This is a genomic window from Streptomyces sp. NPDC058864, assembly GCF_042742985.1.
Classification (GTDB): Bacteria; Actinomycetota; Actinomycetes; order Streptomycetales; family Streptomycetaceae; genus Actinacidiphila.
Window position 1 is genome coordinate 12,064 of the sequence record NZ_JBHYMQ010000010.1, and the last position, 13,337, is coordinate 25,400.

The window sequence follows — 13,337 nt, forward strand, 5'->3', positions numbered from 1 at the left end:
GCCAACCGAGTGAGATTCCCCGGGGCCCCGTTCACCGCGGAGCCTTACGGAGAATTGTGTCCGATCCCACGCCGAGGCGCGGGCAGGTACCCCAGCCCACCCCGGGGTCGCCAGGCCACTCTACCGGGGCGAGTCGTCTCCGGTCAGTGGTCCTTGGCCGAGGTGACGAGCTCGGTGAGCACTCCGTGGCAGTCCTTGGGGTGGAGGAAGGTGATCCGCGACCCCATGGAGCCCTTGCGCGGACTGTCGTAGAGGACCCGCACGCCCTTGTCCCGCACGGCCGCCGCGTCCGCGTCGACGTCCTCCGTGCCGAAGGCGATGTGGTGCACCCCCTCCCCGTTCTTGGCCAGCCACTTGGCGACGGTGGAGTCCTCGCGGGTGGGTTCCAGCAGCTGGAGGTAGGAGGCCCCGCCGTCGGAGGTCTCGTTGATCTTGAGCATGGCCTCGCGCACGCCCTGTTCCTCGTTTATCTCGGTGTGGAACACCTCGAAGCCGTAGGTGGCACGGTAGAACTCGACGGTCTTGTCGAGATCGAAGCAGGCGATGCCGATGTGGTCGATTCGCGTCAGCATGACTCCAGTGGACCGCCGGTCGGCATGGTCACGCAACGTGCGCGCGATCACACCGTCTGCCGGGTGACCGCCGGCTCCACCCCTCAGTACATTGACAGCACCCTCGAAAACCATCGTTAACCTTCCCTCCGTGCAAAGGGGCCGCGTCATGACCAGCCAGGCACGAACGTCCGTGATCGTCGCGGGTGCGCGCACCCCCATGGGCCGGCTGCTCGGCTCGCTGCGCACCTTCTCGGGTGCCGAACTCGGCGCCGTCGCCATCAAGGCCGCGCTGGACCGGGCCGGCATCGGCGGCGACCAGGTGCAGTACGTGATCATGGGCCAGGTGCTCCAGGCGGGTGCCGGGCAGATCCCGGCCCGCCAGGCCGCGGTCAAGGCCGGCATCCCGATGAGCGTGCCGGCGCTGACGATCAACAAGGTGTGCCTGTCCGGCCTGGACGCCATCGCGCTGGCCGACCAGTTGATCCGGGCGGGTGAGTTCGACGTCGTCGTGGCCGGCGGCCAGGAGTCGATGACCAACGCGCCGCACCTGCTGCCGAAGTCCCGCGAGGGCTTCAAGTACGGTGCCGTCCAGATGCTGGACGCCATGGCGTACGACGGTCTCACCGACGCCTTCGAGAACATCGCCATGGGCGAGTCGACCGAGAAGCACAACACGCGACTGGGCATCGGCCGCGCCGAGCAGGACGAGATCGCCGCGCTGTCCCACCAGCGGGCGGCCGCCGCGCAGAAGAACGGCCTGTTCGAGGCCGAGATCACCCCGGTGGAGATCCCGCAGCGCAAGGGCGAGCCGGTGGTCTTCGCCAAGGACGAGGGCATCCGCGCCGAGACCACGGTCGAGTCGCTGGCCAAGCTGCGCCCCGCCTTCAGCCGGGACGGCACGATCACCGCGGGCACCTCCTCGCAGATCTCCGACGGCGCCGCCGCGGTGGTCGTGATGAGCAAGGCCCGGGCCGAGGAGCTGGGCCTGGAGTGGATCGCCGAGATCGGCGCCCACGGCAACGTGGCCGGACCGGACAACTCGCTGCAGTCGCAGCCGTCCAACGCCATCGCGCACGCCCTGAAGAAGGACGGGCTGTCCGTGGGCGACCTGGACCTCATCGAGATCAACGAGGCCTTCGCCGCGGTCTCCGTGCAGTCCATGAAGGACCTGGGCGTGACACCTGAAAAGGTGAACGTCAACGGCGGTGCCATCGCCCTGGGTCACCCGATCGGCATGTCCGGTGCGCGCATCGTGCTGCACCTGGCCCTGGAGCTCAAGCGCCGCGGCGGTGGCGTGGGCGCGGCGGCCCTGTGCGGTGGCGGCGGCCAGGGCGATGCCCTGATCATCCGCGTGCCGGGCAAGTAACACCACCTGTGGGCGAGTGAGCCGAAGGGGAGCGGCCGCTGTCGAGAAGATGGGGGCCCCTCCCAGCGGTAGCTGGGGGAGCGCGGAGCCTGCGAGGAACGAGCAGGCGAGCACGGTCGACTGTCGACAGCGGCTGAGCGAACCGGAGGCGAACCGAGCCCGGAAAGAAATGAGGAGCGATGGACGTCCCCACCCTGGTGGAGCAGGCGCGGCAGGGCCGCCCGCGGGCGGTCGCCCGGCTGATCTCATTGGTGGAGGGGGCGTCCCCGCAGCTGCGGGAGGTGATGGCCGCGCTCGCGCCGCTGACCGGCGGGGCGTACGTGGTGGGCCTGACCGGCTCGCCGGGTGTCGGCAAGTCCACGTCGACCTCCGCGCTGGTCTCGGCGTACCGGCGGGCCGGCAAGCGGGTCGGCGTGCTGGCCGTGGACCCCTCCTCGCCGTTCAGCGGGGGCGCCCTGCTCGGCGACCGGGTCCGGATGAGCGACCACGCCTCCGACCCCGGTGTCTACATCCGCTCCATGGCCACCCGCGGCCACCTGGGCGGTCTGGCCTGGGCCGCGCCGCAGGCGATCCGGGTGCTCGACGCGGCCGGCTGCGACGTGGTCCTGGTGGAGACCGTCGGCGTCGGCCAGTCCGAGGTGGAGATCGCCGCGCAGGCCGACACTTCTGTGGTGCTGCTCGCCCCGGGCATGGGCGACGGCATCCAGGCGGCGAAGGCGGGCATCCTCGAGATCGGCGACGTGTACGTCGTCAACAAGGCCGACCGGGACGGCGCCGACGCGACCGCCCGCGAGCTCAACCACATGCTGGGCCTGGGCGAGTCCCGCCTGCCGGGTGACTGGCGGCCCCCGATCGTCAAGACGGTCGCCGCCCGCGCCGAGGGCATCGACGAGGTGGTCGAGGCCCTGGAGAAGCACCGCGCCTGGATGGAGGAGCACGGCGTGCTCGCGGAGCGCCGGCTGCGCCGCGCGGCCCTGGAGGTCGAGCACATCGCCGTCACCACCCTGCGCGAGCGGATCGGCGACCTCCACGGCGACCGCCGTCTCGGCGCGCTCGCCGAGCGCATCGTCGCCGGCGCCCTGGACCCGTACGCCGCCGCGGACGAGCTCGTCGCGGGCCTCACCGAGCAGGCCTGAGGCCCGCGCCTCGGGGCGCGGGCCCACGGGCCGCGAAGGGGCGGTCAGGCCTTGCCGCGCACCGCGCGCAGATGGTCCGCGACCGGGTTGAGGGCCCTGCGGAGGGCCGCCAGGTCCTCGGCGGGGAGCAGGTCGATGAAGTGCTCCCGTACGGCGGCGACGTGGTGCGGGGCGACCTTGCGCATGGTCTCCCAGCCGTCCTCGGTGAGGACGGCGAACAGTCCCCGCCGGTCCGACTCGCAGTTCTCGCGGCGGACCAGGCCCGCGGTCTCCATGCGGCTGATCTGGTGCGACAGCCGGCTCTTGGACTGCAGGGTGGCGCGGGCCAGGTCGCTCATCCGCATGCGGTGCTCGGGCGACTCCGAGAGGTTCACCAGGATCTCGTAGTCGTTGTAGGTCAGACCGAACGGCTGCAGGTCCCGTTCGAGCTGGTGCGTCAGCAGCTTGCTGACCTCCAGGTGGATGCGCCAGGTGCGCTGCTCGTCGGCGGTCAGCCAAAGGGTGCCGGTCTCTGTCTCCATGCTGGAATTATACCCAGAAAGTTGAAATCCGGATTATTCGGGGTCCCGGTACGTGTCGGTAGGGTCACAGACCGAAGCGGCGCTGCAGGTCCCCGAGCTGCCCCGGGAGCCTCGGCACGCCCTGCGGCGCACCCGGGACGCCCGCGCCGCCGCCCGGGACGCCGGCCTCGTGCGGGACCGCGCCCGTGGCCTGCTCGGGCATGAGAACCTCGGTGGACTGGAGCAGCACCTGCCCCGCGCCGACGAACTCGAACTGGTGCTCCTCGCCGGAGGTCCCGCCGACGCCGGTCAGCGCCCGCAGTCCGCCCAGGACGCCGCGCATGTACCCGTGGTCGTAATGGTGGCAGGGGGACGGGCAGTCCGCCCATCCCACCAGGGCCTGCGGGTCGACGCGGACCGGCGGCTCGACGAAGTGCACGGCGCCGTTGGAGGCCGCCACGAACTTCCCGGTGCCGATCAGCGTGAGGAAGCCGGGGATGATCGACTGCTTGAGCGACAGGCCCGGCTGGAAGGCCAGCAGGTTGCCCGACCGGATGGTCAGGTTGCCGTCCTCCAGGTCGTAGGAGTTCACGTCGAACGCCCGGTCGGCGAGGATCATCTTGCCCTGGCCCTCGGCGACCACCCAGTCCGCGGCGTGCAGCGGGGAGTGGAAGTTGCTGCGGATCAGCCCGTCGAGGGCGCCGTGGCCGATGCCGTGGAAGCTGATCTGCCCGTAGTAGGCGATCATCTTCCCCTTCTGGAGGAACCACTGGCCCTTCAGGTCGACGCTGAAGGCGTACGGGTTGACGTTGTCGTCGACCGGCAGCGTGTACGGGTCGTGGACGACCGGTCCGTTCGGGGTCACAGCTTCTCCTCGCTCGCCTGTACGTAGACCGTGCCGTGACCCGACAGCTCCAGCTGGAACGCCTCGCCGGAGCCGCGGCCCACCATGTCGCGCCAGCCGAGCGCGGTGGACAGCTTGTTGCGGACGTCACCGCGGTGGGCGACGTACGCCTGGGGGTCGACGTGCACCGGGCGCTGCGGGGTGATCGGCAGCTCGATGACGCCGCCGTGCGCCATCACCGCGACCGCGCCCTGGCCCTGCAGGGTCGTGGTGAACAGCCCCTGACCGGTGACCTGGCCGCGGATGACGCCCATGACGCCGCCCTGGGACCCCATGAACATCGTGCCCTGCCGCAGCGAGCCGTCGAAGGCCAGCAGCCGGTCCGCCTCGACGTACAGGGTGTCGCCGGTCAGGTCGACGCAGTGCACGTGGTGGCCGCCGTGCCCGAACATCACCGAGCCGTGGCCCTCGACGGTCATCAGCGGGGTCGCCTCGTTGGCGAGCCTGCGGCCGATCATCGACCCGATGCCGCCCTGTCCGCCCTGCACGTTCGGGGTGAAGGTGACGTTCCCCCGGTAGGCCAGCATCGCGCCGCGCTGGCTGAACAGCCGCTGGCCCGGCAGCACCTGGGCCTCGACCATCTTCGAGTTGATGCGGGTGAACGGCATCAGACCTGCCCCCCGACGGTGTTGCGCTCGCTCGGCTGCACGTACACCAGGCCGTCGCCCTCGAAGCGGATCTGGAAGGACTCGCCGCCCGACTCGCCGATCACCGTCCGCCAGCTGATGCCGGCCTGGAAGTGCTGCTGGAGGTTGCCGGTGTGGGCCACGTACGCGCCCGGGTCCACCTGCAGCGGCAATCCGGGGGCGACGCGGAGCACCACCGCCGGGCCGTCGGAGGTGATCGCCGCCTGGCCCACGCCCTCCACCGTGGTGGTGAACAGGCCGTTGCCCTGCGAGGCGCCGCGCAGCCCGGTGAAGGTGGTGCCGGTGCGCAGCGCCGCCTCGGTGGCCAGCAGGTTGCTGGCCTCGACGTAGAGCTTCTCGCCGTTCAGCCGCACGAGGTTGATCTCGCTCGCGCGGTCGGCGAAGTAGCAGGTGCCCTGCCCCCGCACCTCCATGACCTCCATGGACTCGCCGGTCAGCCGGCGGGTCACCATGCCGCGCAGGCCCTCGCCGCCCCCGGACATCTTCTTGAAGCTCATCTGGCCGTCGTACGCGACCATCGAGCCGTTCTTCGCCTTCACGGCGTCGCCGGACATGTCCACGGCGAGCACCTTGCTGCCCTGCAATCGAAACTGAGCCACGGGTCAGACCGTATCCGTCCGGGAGGAACCCGTCACCAGGGTCCTCGTCTCGTTTTGTCCAGCGGTTCCGTGCGGCGCTCCCGCCGCCTCCTCGACCTCCAGCAGCGAGGCGCCGCGGCGCTCGGCCTCGAAGGCCGCGTGACCGCCGCGCAGCCCGAACAGCCGCTTGGACAGCAGGATGTAGAGGACGGCGAGGACGTTGAGGCCGAGCGTGCCGATCTTGAGGTAGCTCACCTTCTCGGTGAGCTCCCAGACCTCCAGCGGCAGGAAGGCCGCGGTCGCGACCACCGTCAGGTACTCCGCCCACCGCTTGGCCGCCCACAGCCCGACGGCCTCGACGATCTCGATCAGGGCGTACGCGAGCAGCGCCGCAGCCACGATCAGCAGCGTCGAGTGCCTGTACTCGAAGGTGCGGCGGATGGTGTCCACGACGGGGGAGTGGTCGAGGTCGTAGTGGAAGTGCCGGAAGACCGGACGGAAGACGGTGAGGTTCTCCTCGAAGAACCGGCGCACCGAGTCCTGGGAGTTGCTGAACCGCCACACCGCCCAGGCCGCGACGACGACGAACACCCCGCGCAGCAGCCGCTCGACCGCCAGGAAGCGCAGGATGAACAGGTCCCGCAGCGCCCGGCCGCGCGGCACCTCGGGGGCCCGGTCGGCCGGACCCGAGCCGTGCGGCGGACCCAGGGCGAAGTCCCCGCAGCGCAGGCAGCGCCAGACCTCCCCCTGTGAGGTGTCGGCGCGCAGCCGCTCCCGCAGGTGCGCCTCGTCGGGCGCGTACGTGATGTGCCCGCGCCGGGCGCAGTGGCGGCGGTCCCAGTCCAGCTTCATCCCGTTTCTTCCTCGAGGGGGCGGTTCGTCGTGGAGGGGGACGCGTTTGGCCCGTCGATGGTTCACCTGTTCCCCCGGGGGCCCCGGGGGCGGGGCGGCCGGAGGGCCGGGTGATAATGGGTGGACCACTTGTGATCGCATTCACAAACATCCTGATCGCAGTGTCGACGCCCACCGCAGTCCCTGTCCCGATAGTGAGGTCCCGTGGACACCAAGACCGCCTCCGCCCTGAACCGGCTCCGCCTGGTCTCCGCCCCAGAAGCGGTGTCGTTCCTGCTCCTGCTGGTCTGCTCGGTGCTCAAGCGCACCACGGACTTCGACGCGGTCCCCGTGATGGGGATGATCCACGGCATCCTCTTCATCCTCTACGTCCTGTTCTGGCTGGACGCCTGGAACCGCACCAAGTGGCCGCTCGGCCGCGCCGCGCTGTACTTCCTGCTCTCCGTCCTGCCCACCGGCGGCTTCTTCGCCGAGCGCAGGCTGCGCCGTGAGGCCGAGGACAGCGTCATCGCGGCCCGCGCGCGCAAGGAGCTCAAGGAAGGCGTGGTCGAGGCATGATCGTCGCCTTCTCCGTCACCCCGCTCGGCGTCGGCGAGGACGTCGGCGCGTACGTGGCCGACGCGGTCCGGGTGGTCCGTGAGTCGGGACTGCCCAACCGCACCGACGCGATGTTCACCTCCGTCGAAGGTGAGTGGGACGAGGTCATGGACGTCGTCAAGCGCGCCGTCGCCGCCGTCGAGGCCCGGGCGCCGCGCGTCTCGGTGGTCCTCAAGGCCGACATCCGCCCCGGTGTCACCGACGGGCTCACGTCCAAGGTGGAGACCGTCGAGCGGCACCTGGCGGAGTAGCCCCGCCGCGCCTTCGGGCGCGGAAGGACGCCGACTGCGGACGGGGAGGGTGGGGCGGGCCTTCGCGGCGGTGTGCGGGGTTGGTCCTCGGCGGGGGTTCAGGCGCCGGAGCGGTTCGCCTGTCCGGTGGCGGGGTCTCGTCGCCGTCCGCGGGTGCAGGTGGCCGGTTGCGACGCCCACCGTTCGTGGGTGGCGCGCCCGCCGTGACCTGCGTCTGCGGGTGCTTCCCCGACATCGGGCCCTGTTCCGCCGAGTATGTCGGCGAAAGCGGGCCCGATCTCCCGCCCGCCCTTCGGCAGCACCCCGAATCAGCCGCAGTCGCCGGTTACGGCTGGCGCGCCCACCGCCCAGCGAAGGCGTGGAAGCGGCCATCTGCACCCGCGGACGGCAACGAGACCCAAAGCACCGGAAACGCAGTCCGCTCCGGAGCCCGAACCCCCACCACGAACCCACCCGCACACGCCGAGGAGGGTCGCCCCTACCCTCCCCTCCGCAGCCCGCCGCTTTGCGCCCGGAGGGCGCGAGACGGCGGGACAGCCGAACAGCTCACCCCCGCCACGCCCCCCACACCGTCGGGTGCGCCGTGGCGGTCAGTCGCCGGCCAGCGCACTGCCCAGCGGGGTGCGCTCGTAGAGCACCTGGTGGCCGTAGCGGCGCGAGGTGAGCAGGCCCGCCTCCCGCAGGACCGCCAGGTGCGCCGACACCGACGACAGGGCGAGGCCGTGCCGGTGGGCGAGCGCGGTCGTGGTGGCCGGCTCGCCGAGGCCACCGAGGATGGCGGCGCGGTTGGCGCCGAGCAGCCGCACCAGGGCCTCTGAGGCGGCCTGCGGTGCCTGCCACAGCCCGCCGATGCCGCGGGCCGGATAGACGACGGTGCCCTGCCAGGGCGGGTCGAAGCCCGCCGCCAGGTCCGGCCACACGAAGACGCTGGGCGCCAGGACCAGGCCGTCGCCGCCCAGGTCCCGGTCGTGCTCCGTCGGCTTGTGCAGCGTGAGGGTGCCGTCCGCCCAGCTCAGCGAGGGATGGAGGTCGGCGAAGAGCCCGGTCAGCCCGCCGTCCGCGAGCCGCCGCGCACGGAAGGCGATGTCCGCCTCCAGCACGGCGCGCAGCCGGGGCCAGTACGGGGCGACCAGCGCCTCCCAGGTCTGTTCGTACAGGTCCGCCAGCTCCCGCACCGCGCGCGCCGGGTCGGCCAGCATCGCCCGGCCCTGCGGGGTCCCGGCGGCTCCCGGGGTGTCCGCCAGCGAACGGGCCAGGTCCTGCCGGGCGACCTCGGGGTCGGTGGCCCGCACCCGGGCGAGCTCGTCCTCGATGGAGGCCGAAGGGCCCTGCGGGGGCGGGCAGAGGAAGTCCGGGCTGTGGCCGCGGCGGGGCATCAGCAGCCACAGCGGGGTGAGGTCCAGCGCCCGGGCCGCCTCACGGGTCTGCCGCAGCCAGGGCAGGTGGTACGCCTGCAGCCCGGGCTCCTTGAGGGTGCGCACCGCGCCCTCGGTCTCCCACAGCGGGGAGAGCGCGAACCGGCAGCGCAGCAGGTCGTCCGGTCCGAAGCGCATGCGGAACGGCACGGCACACCCCCCGCCCTCGACTCGGCCCGACTTTCGGCTGGAGCCGAAACACTACGGCGTGCCCCGTCCCCGCCGCCAGGCTGCGCCCATGACGCTGAACACCGACACCACCGCGGCCGGACCGGCCGCCGGGCGCGGCTACCGCGCGGTCTTCGCCGTACGGGAGTTCCGGGCCGTCTTCGCGGCGCACGTGCTGTCGCTCCAGGGCACCGTGGTCGCCGAGATCGCGCTGTCCGTGCTGGTGTTCCGGCTCACCGGGTCGCCGCTGCTGACCGCGCTCACCTTCGCGCTCGGCTTCGTGCCGTACGCGCTGAGCGGCACCCTGCTCGCCGGGGTCGCCGACCGCTTCCCGCCGCGCCGGGTGCTCGTCGTGTGCGACCTGCTGTGCGCGCTGTGCGCGGCGGGGATGGTGCTGCCCGGGACGCCGATCGCGGTCCTGCTGGGTCTGCGCTGCCTGATGGCCATGATCGCCCCGGTGTTCACCGGCACCCGGGCCGCGAGCCTGGCCGACATCCTGCCCGGCGACACCTTCGTGCTGGGCCGGTCCCTGATCCGCATGGTCGCCCAGGGCGCTCAGATCGTGGGCTTCGGCGTCGGCGGGTTCCTGCTGGTCCTCGTCCCGCCCCGGGCCGCGCTGGCGATCACCGTGGCGGCCTTCCTCGGCTCCGCCCTCCTGCTGCGCCTCGGCACCGCGCGGCGCCCCGCACGCGGCGGCGACGCGGCTCGCTCCGCCGGCGGCAGCGGCCGGCTGATGCGGGACCCCAGGGTGCGGTACCTGCTGCTGCTCTGCTGGGTCCAGCCGTTCTTCGTGGTCTTCCCGGAGGCGCTCGCCGCCCCGTACACCGACTCCATCGGCGCGGGCACCCCGGGCCTCGGCCTCTTCATGGCGGCGATGCCCGTCGGCACCGTCCTCGGCGAACTCCTCGCGGGCGCCTTCCTGCCCCCGGCCGCCCGTGCCCGCCTCACCGTCCCGCTCGCCGCGTGCTCGCTGCTCCCGTACGCGCTCTTCGCCCTGCGCCCCTCTCTGCCCCTGGCCGTTGCCGCGATGTTCATCACGGGCCTGACGGCCGCCTACACCCTGGGTCTCGATCAGTGGTTCGTGGCCGCGGTGCCGGAGGGGTTGCGGGGGCGGGCGATGACGTTGCAGTCGGCGGGGTTGATGACGATCCAGGGGCTGGGGATGGCGGTGGCGGGTGCGGCCGCGGAGTTCGTGGCGCCGCACGTGGTGACGGCGGTGGCGGCGGGTGCGGGGACGGTGTGCGTGCTGGTGGTGCTGGCGCGGGTGCGGGGGACCGCCGTCGGCGCCGCGTGAGGGGCCGGAACACGTGCTCGTGGTGCCGCGGACCGTATGGGGCGGTCCGCGGCACCACGAGTGATGGGGGTACCGGTCGGGTCAACCGGTCTTGGGTCAGCTGACGTTGACCCCGGTCCATGCGGCGGCGACCGCGTTGTACTCGGCGGAGCCGCTGCCGTACAGGTCCTTGGCCGCGCTCAGGGTCGCGGTGCGGGCCTTCGCGTAGTTGGTGGACGAGGTGAAGTACACCGTCAGCGCGCGGTACCAGACGGCGGCGGCCTTGGCGCGGCCGATGCCGGTGACGGTCGAGCCGTTCTTCGTGGGGCTGTTGTAGCTCACGCCGTTGATGGTCTTGGCGCCGCTGCCCTCGGAGAGCAGGTAGAAGAAGTGGTTGGCCACGCCCGAGGAGTAGTGGACGTCGAGGTTCTTCACCGAGGACGACCAGTAGTCGGCGGAGGCGCCGTCCTTGGACGGCTTGTCCATGTACCGCAGCGGGCTGCCGTCACCGTTGATGTCGATCTTCTCGCCGATGAGGTAGTCGGGTGTGTCCGAGGGCAGGTTCTCGTAGAACTCCACCATGGTGCCGAAGATGTCGGAGGTGGCCTCGTTGAGGCCGCCGGACTCCCCGGAGTAGGTCAGGCCGGCCGTGGCACTGGTGACGCCGTGGGATATCTCGTGGCCCGCGACGTCGAGGGCGGTCAGCGGGTGGGTGTTGCCCGAGCCGTCGCCGTAGGTCATGCAGAAGCAGCTGTCGTCCCAGAAGGCGTTGACGTAGTTGCTGCCGTAGTGTGCGCGCGACAGGGAGCCCTTGCCGTCGCCGCGGATCCCGGAACGGCCGAAGGTGTTCTTGTAGAAGTCCCATGTCGCCGCCGCGCCGAACTGCGCGTCCACGGCGGCCGACTGGCGGTTGGAGGCGGAGCCGTTGCCCCAGACGTCGTCGGTGTCGGAGAAGGTGGTCCCCGTGCCGCTGGTGCGGTTGTTCAGGTCCGTGGTGTAGATGCCGCCGCGGCTCGCGTCCTTGAGCGTGAAGGTGCTGCCGGACTTCGTGGTGGTCAGCTGGACCGAGCCCACGTGGACGCCGGTGCCGCTGCCGGTCTGGATGCCCTCGTAGCGCTGGATGACGGCGCCGGTGGCGGCGTCGGTGATGACGTTGAGCGCGCTCGGGGTGCCGTCGGCCTGGGTGCCGTGGACCACCGTCCGGTACGCCAGGCGGGGCGTGCCGCTGACGGCCCAGACGACCTTCTCGGGGGCCGCGGCCTGCCCGACCGCCTTCAGCGGCTCCTCGCCCTTGACGAGCGGGGTCTTCAGCAGGCCCTTGACCGTGGCCGCGGCCTTCTCCCGGGCGGCGGCGGCCGTGACCGAGGGCGTGAGCGTGGCGGGTGCGATTCTCGCGGTGACCGCGCGCGAGACGGACCGGGTGGCGCCGCTCTTGTCCTGGTGCACCACCAGGTCGCCGCCGAGCACCTCCAGACCGGCGTAGGTGCGGTCGTAGCGCAGGTGACGGGTGCCGTCGGGGTCGACGACGGCGTCCCTGACGGTCAGCTGCTCGCGGTCGCCGAGGCCCAGGCTCCCGGCGAGGCCGGCGGCCGCGCCGCGGGCGTCGGACAGGGCCTGTGCGTGGGAGGCGGCGATGCCCTGGGCGGTGGGGGCGCCCTGGGCGTTCGCGGTGAAGGACTGGAGGCCGCCGGCGAGGAGCGCCGAGGCGGCGGCGAGAGTGCCGATTGCCAGCTTCTTGCGCAATGTGACTCCTTGGGTCCCGTCGCGTGGGGGCGGCGGGCGAGGACCCCGGGCGTGTGGGTGACCGGGGTGGTGTGGGGGGTGCGCGGTGTTCCGCGCGGCAAGGAGCCTCGCACCGAACGGCGGGTGAATGACAGGTGCATTTCATCCTTTGGCCGGTTCGCGCGGCGGCGGCCCCGGCCCATGCGGCCACCTCCCGGCCCAAAGGGTGACAACTCCGTCCCAGGAGTAGGGGAAACCCTCCCCGGGGAGGGCGGCTTTCCGGTCACGATCCGCGGCCCGTGTGGCTGAAACACCGCGGTAATACGTGTGACGGGAACCCGGCGTACGATCACCCGCACCATGGCGCCGGTGGATGGCGCCGTCCCGCCCCGCGAGACGCGGCTGCCCAGCATGTGACCGACGGGTAGGCTCGGGCCTGTGCCCAAGCCGCTGAGCCTGCCCTTCGACCCCATCGCCCGTGCCGACGAGATCTGGACCCGGCGCTGGGGGCGCGTGCCCTCGATGGTCGCGATCACGTCGATCATGCGCGCGCAGCAGATCCTGCTCTCCCAGGTCGACTCCGTCGTCAAGCCGTACGGGCTGACCTTCGCCCGCTACGAGGCCCTGGTGCTGCTGGCCTTCAGCAAGGAGGGCGAGCTGACGATGTCCAAGATCGGCGAGCGGCTCATGGTGCACCCCACCTCCGTCACCAACACCGTCGACCGCCTGGTCGCCGCCGGCTTCGTCGCGAAGCGCCCCAACCCGAACGACGGCCGCGGCACGCTCGCCTCCATCACCGCCAAGGGCCGCGAGGTGTGCGAGGCCGCCACCGAGGACCTGATGGGGATGAAGTTCGGGCTCGGCGCGTACGACGACGAGGAGTGCGCGGAGATCTTCGACCTGCTCCGGCCGCTGCGCATAGCCGCGGGGGACTTCGAGGAGTGACGCGCGCCACGGCCGGGGCCGGGGGAAGCGCCGCAATCGCACCGGTTACGCTCGTCCGCATGAAGCAGAGTGTTCTGACCCGGTACCGCGCGCTCGCCTACGTGACGGGTGTGCTGCTGGTGCTGCTGACCATCGGCGTGATCGCCAAGTACGTGCTGGAGATCGACGGCGCCGCGGGCTTCACCAAGGTCGTCAGCATCGCCCACGGCTGGCTGTACGTCCTCTACCTGGTCTTCGCCTTCGACCTGGGCTCCAAGGCGAAGTGGCCGCTCGGGAAGCTGGCGTGGGTCCTGCTGGCCGGGACGATCCCCACCGCCGCGTTCTTCGTCGAGCGCAAGGTGAGCCGCGAGGTGGCCCCGCTGGTGGCCCCCGCGGGTGAACCCGTCAAGGTCTGACACCTCCCTGACCTGCGCGATCCTCCCCTCCCTC

At 71.8% G+C, this 13,337-nt stretch carries 15 protein-coding genes; 7 read left to right on the forward strand and 8 right to left on the reverse strand.

The window, feature by feature from the left end; all coding sequences use genetic code 11:
* Window positions 1-143 precede the first annotated feature (143 nt).
* Window positions 144-572: a methylmalonyl-CoA epimerase gene (mce, locus tag ACFW3D_RS10520; RefSeq protein ID WP_500503544.1), complete on the reverse strand. Its 429-nt coding sequence runs from the start codon at window positions 570-572 to the stop codon at window positions 144-146.
* A 172-nt stretch (window positions 573-744) separates the two neighbouring features.
* On the opposite strand from mce, the gene ACFW3D_RS10525 reads away from it, so the two are divergent.
* Both ACFW3D_RS10525 and meaB read left to right on the forward strand, forming a co-directional pair.
* Complete coding sequence (locus tag ACFW3D_RS10525) at window positions 745-1,920, forward strand: acetyl-CoA C-acetyltransferase (RefSeq protein WP_500503758.1); 1,176 nt, start codon at window positions 745-747, stop codon at window positions 1,918-1,920.
* Between the two features lie 179 nt (window positions 1,921-2,099).
* Window positions 2,100-3,056: a methylmalonyl Co-A mutase-associated GTPase MeaB gene (meaB, locus tag ACFW3D_RS10530; protein ID WP_500503546.1), complete on the forward strand. Its 957-nt coding sequence runs from the start codon at window positions 2,100-2,102 to the stop codon at window positions 3,054-3,056.
* Between the two features lie 44 nt (window positions 3,057-3,100).
* Here the strand turns inward: meaB and ACFW3D_RS10535 are convergent, their stop codons facing one another.
* From ACFW3D_RS10535 to ACFW3D_RS10555, 5 genes are all read right to left on the reverse strand, one after another.
* Window positions 3,101-3,577 carry a MarR family winged helix-turn-helix transcriptional regulator gene (locus ACFW3D_RS10535; protein WP_500503548.1) on the reverse strand — a complete coding sequence of 159 codons (477 nt, stop codon included), beginning with the start codon at window positions 3,575-3,577 and terminating at the stop codon, window positions 3,101-3,103.
* A gap of 64 nt (window positions 3,578-3,641) precedes the next feature.
* Window positions 3,642-4,421: an AIM24 family protein gene (locus ACFW3D_RS10540; RefSeq protein WP_500503551.1), complete on the reverse strand. Its 780-nt coding sequence runs from the start codon at window positions 4,419-4,421 to the stop codon at window positions 3,642-3,644.
* Window positions 4,418-5,068 (reverse strand): AIM24 family protein, encoded by a 651-nt coding sequence (locus tag ACFW3D_RS10545; RefSeq protein WP_499602445.1) that lies wholly within the window; start codon window positions 5,066-5,068, stop codon window positions 4,418-4,420. Before ACFW3D_RS10545 ends, ACFW3D_RS10540 begins: the two co-directional genes overlap by 4 nt.
* Window positions 5,068-5,706 carry an AIM24 family protein gene (locus ACFW3D_RS10550; RefSeq protein ID WP_500503552.1) on the reverse strand — a complete coding sequence of 213 codons (639 nt, stop codon included), beginning with the start codon at window positions 5,704-5,706 and terminating at the stop codon, window positions 5,068-5,070. The genes ACFW3D_RS10545 and ACFW3D_RS10550 overlap by 1 nt, the downstream gene beginning before the upstream one ends.
* 3 nt (window positions 5,707-5,709) lie before the next feature.
* A complete protein-coding gene (locus tag ACFW3D_RS10555; protein WP_500503554.1) occupies window positions 5,710-6,537 on the reverse strand; it encodes a DUF2127 domain-containing protein in 828 nt (275 codons plus the stop codon).
* 204 nt (window positions 6,538-6,741) lie between these two features.
* Here ACFW3D_RS10555 and ACFW3D_RS10560 point away from each other — a divergent pair, with 204 nt between their 5' ends.
* Together ACFW3D_RS10560 and ACFW3D_RS10565 are read left to right on the forward strand one after the other, a co-directional pair.
* The gene (locus tag ACFW3D_RS10560) at window positions 6,742-7,095 is read left to right on the forward strand and encodes a DUF3817 domain-containing protein (protein ID WP_500503556.1); all 354 of its coding nucleotides are present in this window, start codon (window positions 6,742-6,744) and stop codon (window positions 7,093-7,095) included.
* Entirely contained in the window at window positions 7,092-7,385 is a 294-nt protein-coding gene (locus tag ACFW3D_RS10565; RefSeq protein ID WP_500503558.1) for an MTH1187 family thiamine-binding protein, read from the forward strand. Before ACFW3D_RS10560 ends, ACFW3D_RS10565 begins: the two co-directional genes overlap by 4 nt.
* A gap of 590 nt (window positions 7,386-7,975) precedes the next feature.
* Here the strand turns inward: ACFW3D_RS10565 and ACFW3D_RS10570 are convergent.
* Entirely contained in the window at window positions 7,976-8,950 is a 975-nt protein-coding gene (locus tag ACFW3D_RS10570; protein ID WP_500503560.1) for an ArsR/SmtB family transcription factor, read from the reverse strand.
* Window positions 8,951-9,038: 88 nt separating this feature from the next.
* Between ACFW3D_RS10570 and ACFW3D_RS10575 the strand changes: the two genes are divergently transcribed.
* The gene (locus tag ACFW3D_RS10575; RefSeq protein WP_500503561.1) at window positions 9,039-10,262 is read left to right on the forward strand and encodes an MFS transporter; all 1,224 of its coding nucleotides are present in this window, start codon (window positions 9,039-9,041) and stop codon (window positions 10,260-10,262) included.
* 96 nt (window positions 10,263-10,358) lie between these two features.
* On the opposite strand, the gene ACFW3D_RS10580 is transcribed toward ACFW3D_RS10575, so the two are convergent.
* Window positions 10,359-11,984: a M4 family metallopeptidase gene (locus ACFW3D_RS10580; RefSeq protein ID WP_500503562.1), complete on the reverse strand. Its 1,626-nt coding sequence runs from the start codon at window positions 11,982-11,984 to the stop codon at window positions 10,359-10,361.
* A gap of 417 nt (window positions 11,985-12,401) precedes the next feature.
* On the opposite strand from ACFW3D_RS10580, the gene ACFW3D_RS10585 reads away from it, so the two are divergent.
* Complete coding sequence (locus tag ACFW3D_RS10585; protein WP_319163135.1) at window positions 12,402-12,908, forward strand: MarR family winged helix-turn-helix transcriptional regulator; 507 nt, start codon at window positions 12,402-12,404, stop codon at window positions 12,906-12,908.
* A gap of 59 nt (window positions 12,909-12,967) precedes the next feature.
* Entirely contained in the window at window positions 12,968-13,303 is a 336-nt protein-coding gene (locus ACFW3D_RS10590) for a DUF3817 domain-containing protein (RefSeq protein WP_500503564.1), read from the forward strand.
* Window positions 13,304-13,337 lie beyond the last annotated feature (34 nt).

Bases quoted from the DNA above. Each gene is read 5' to 3' on its own strand.
- ACFW3D_RS10590 (WP_500503564.1), top strand. From the start codon at position 12,968: ATGAAGCAGAGTGTTCTGACCCGGTACCGCGCGCTCGCCTACGTGACG.
- mce (WP_500503544.1), bottom strand. From the start codon at position 572: ATGCTGACGCGAATCGACCACATCGGCATCGCCTGCTTCGATCTCGAC.
- ACFW3D_RS10565 (WP_500503558.1), top strand. From the start codon at position 7,092: ATGATCGTCGCCTTCTCCGTCACCCCGCTCGGCGTCGGCGAGGACGTC.
- ACFW3D_RS10575 (WP_500503561.1), top strand. From the start codon at position 9,039: ATGACGCTGAACACCGACACCACCGCGGCCGGACCGGCCGCCGGGCGC.
- meaB (WP_500503546.1), top strand. From the start codon at position 2,100: ATGGACGTCCCCACCCTGGTGGAGCAGGCGCGGCAGGGCCGCCCGCGG.
- ACFW3D_RS10535 (WP_500503548.1), bottom strand. From the start codon at position 3,577: ATGGAGACAGAGACCGGCACCCTTTGGCTGACCGCCGACGAGCAGCGC.
- ACFW3D_RS10545 (WP_499602445.1), bottom strand. From the start codon at position 5,068: ATGCCGTTCACCCGCATCAACTCGAAGATGGTCGAGGCCCAGGTGCTG.
- ACFW3D_RS10555 (WP_500503554.1), bottom strand. From the start codon at position 6,537: ATGAAGCTGGACTGGGACCGCCGCCACTGCGCCCGGCGCGGGCACATC.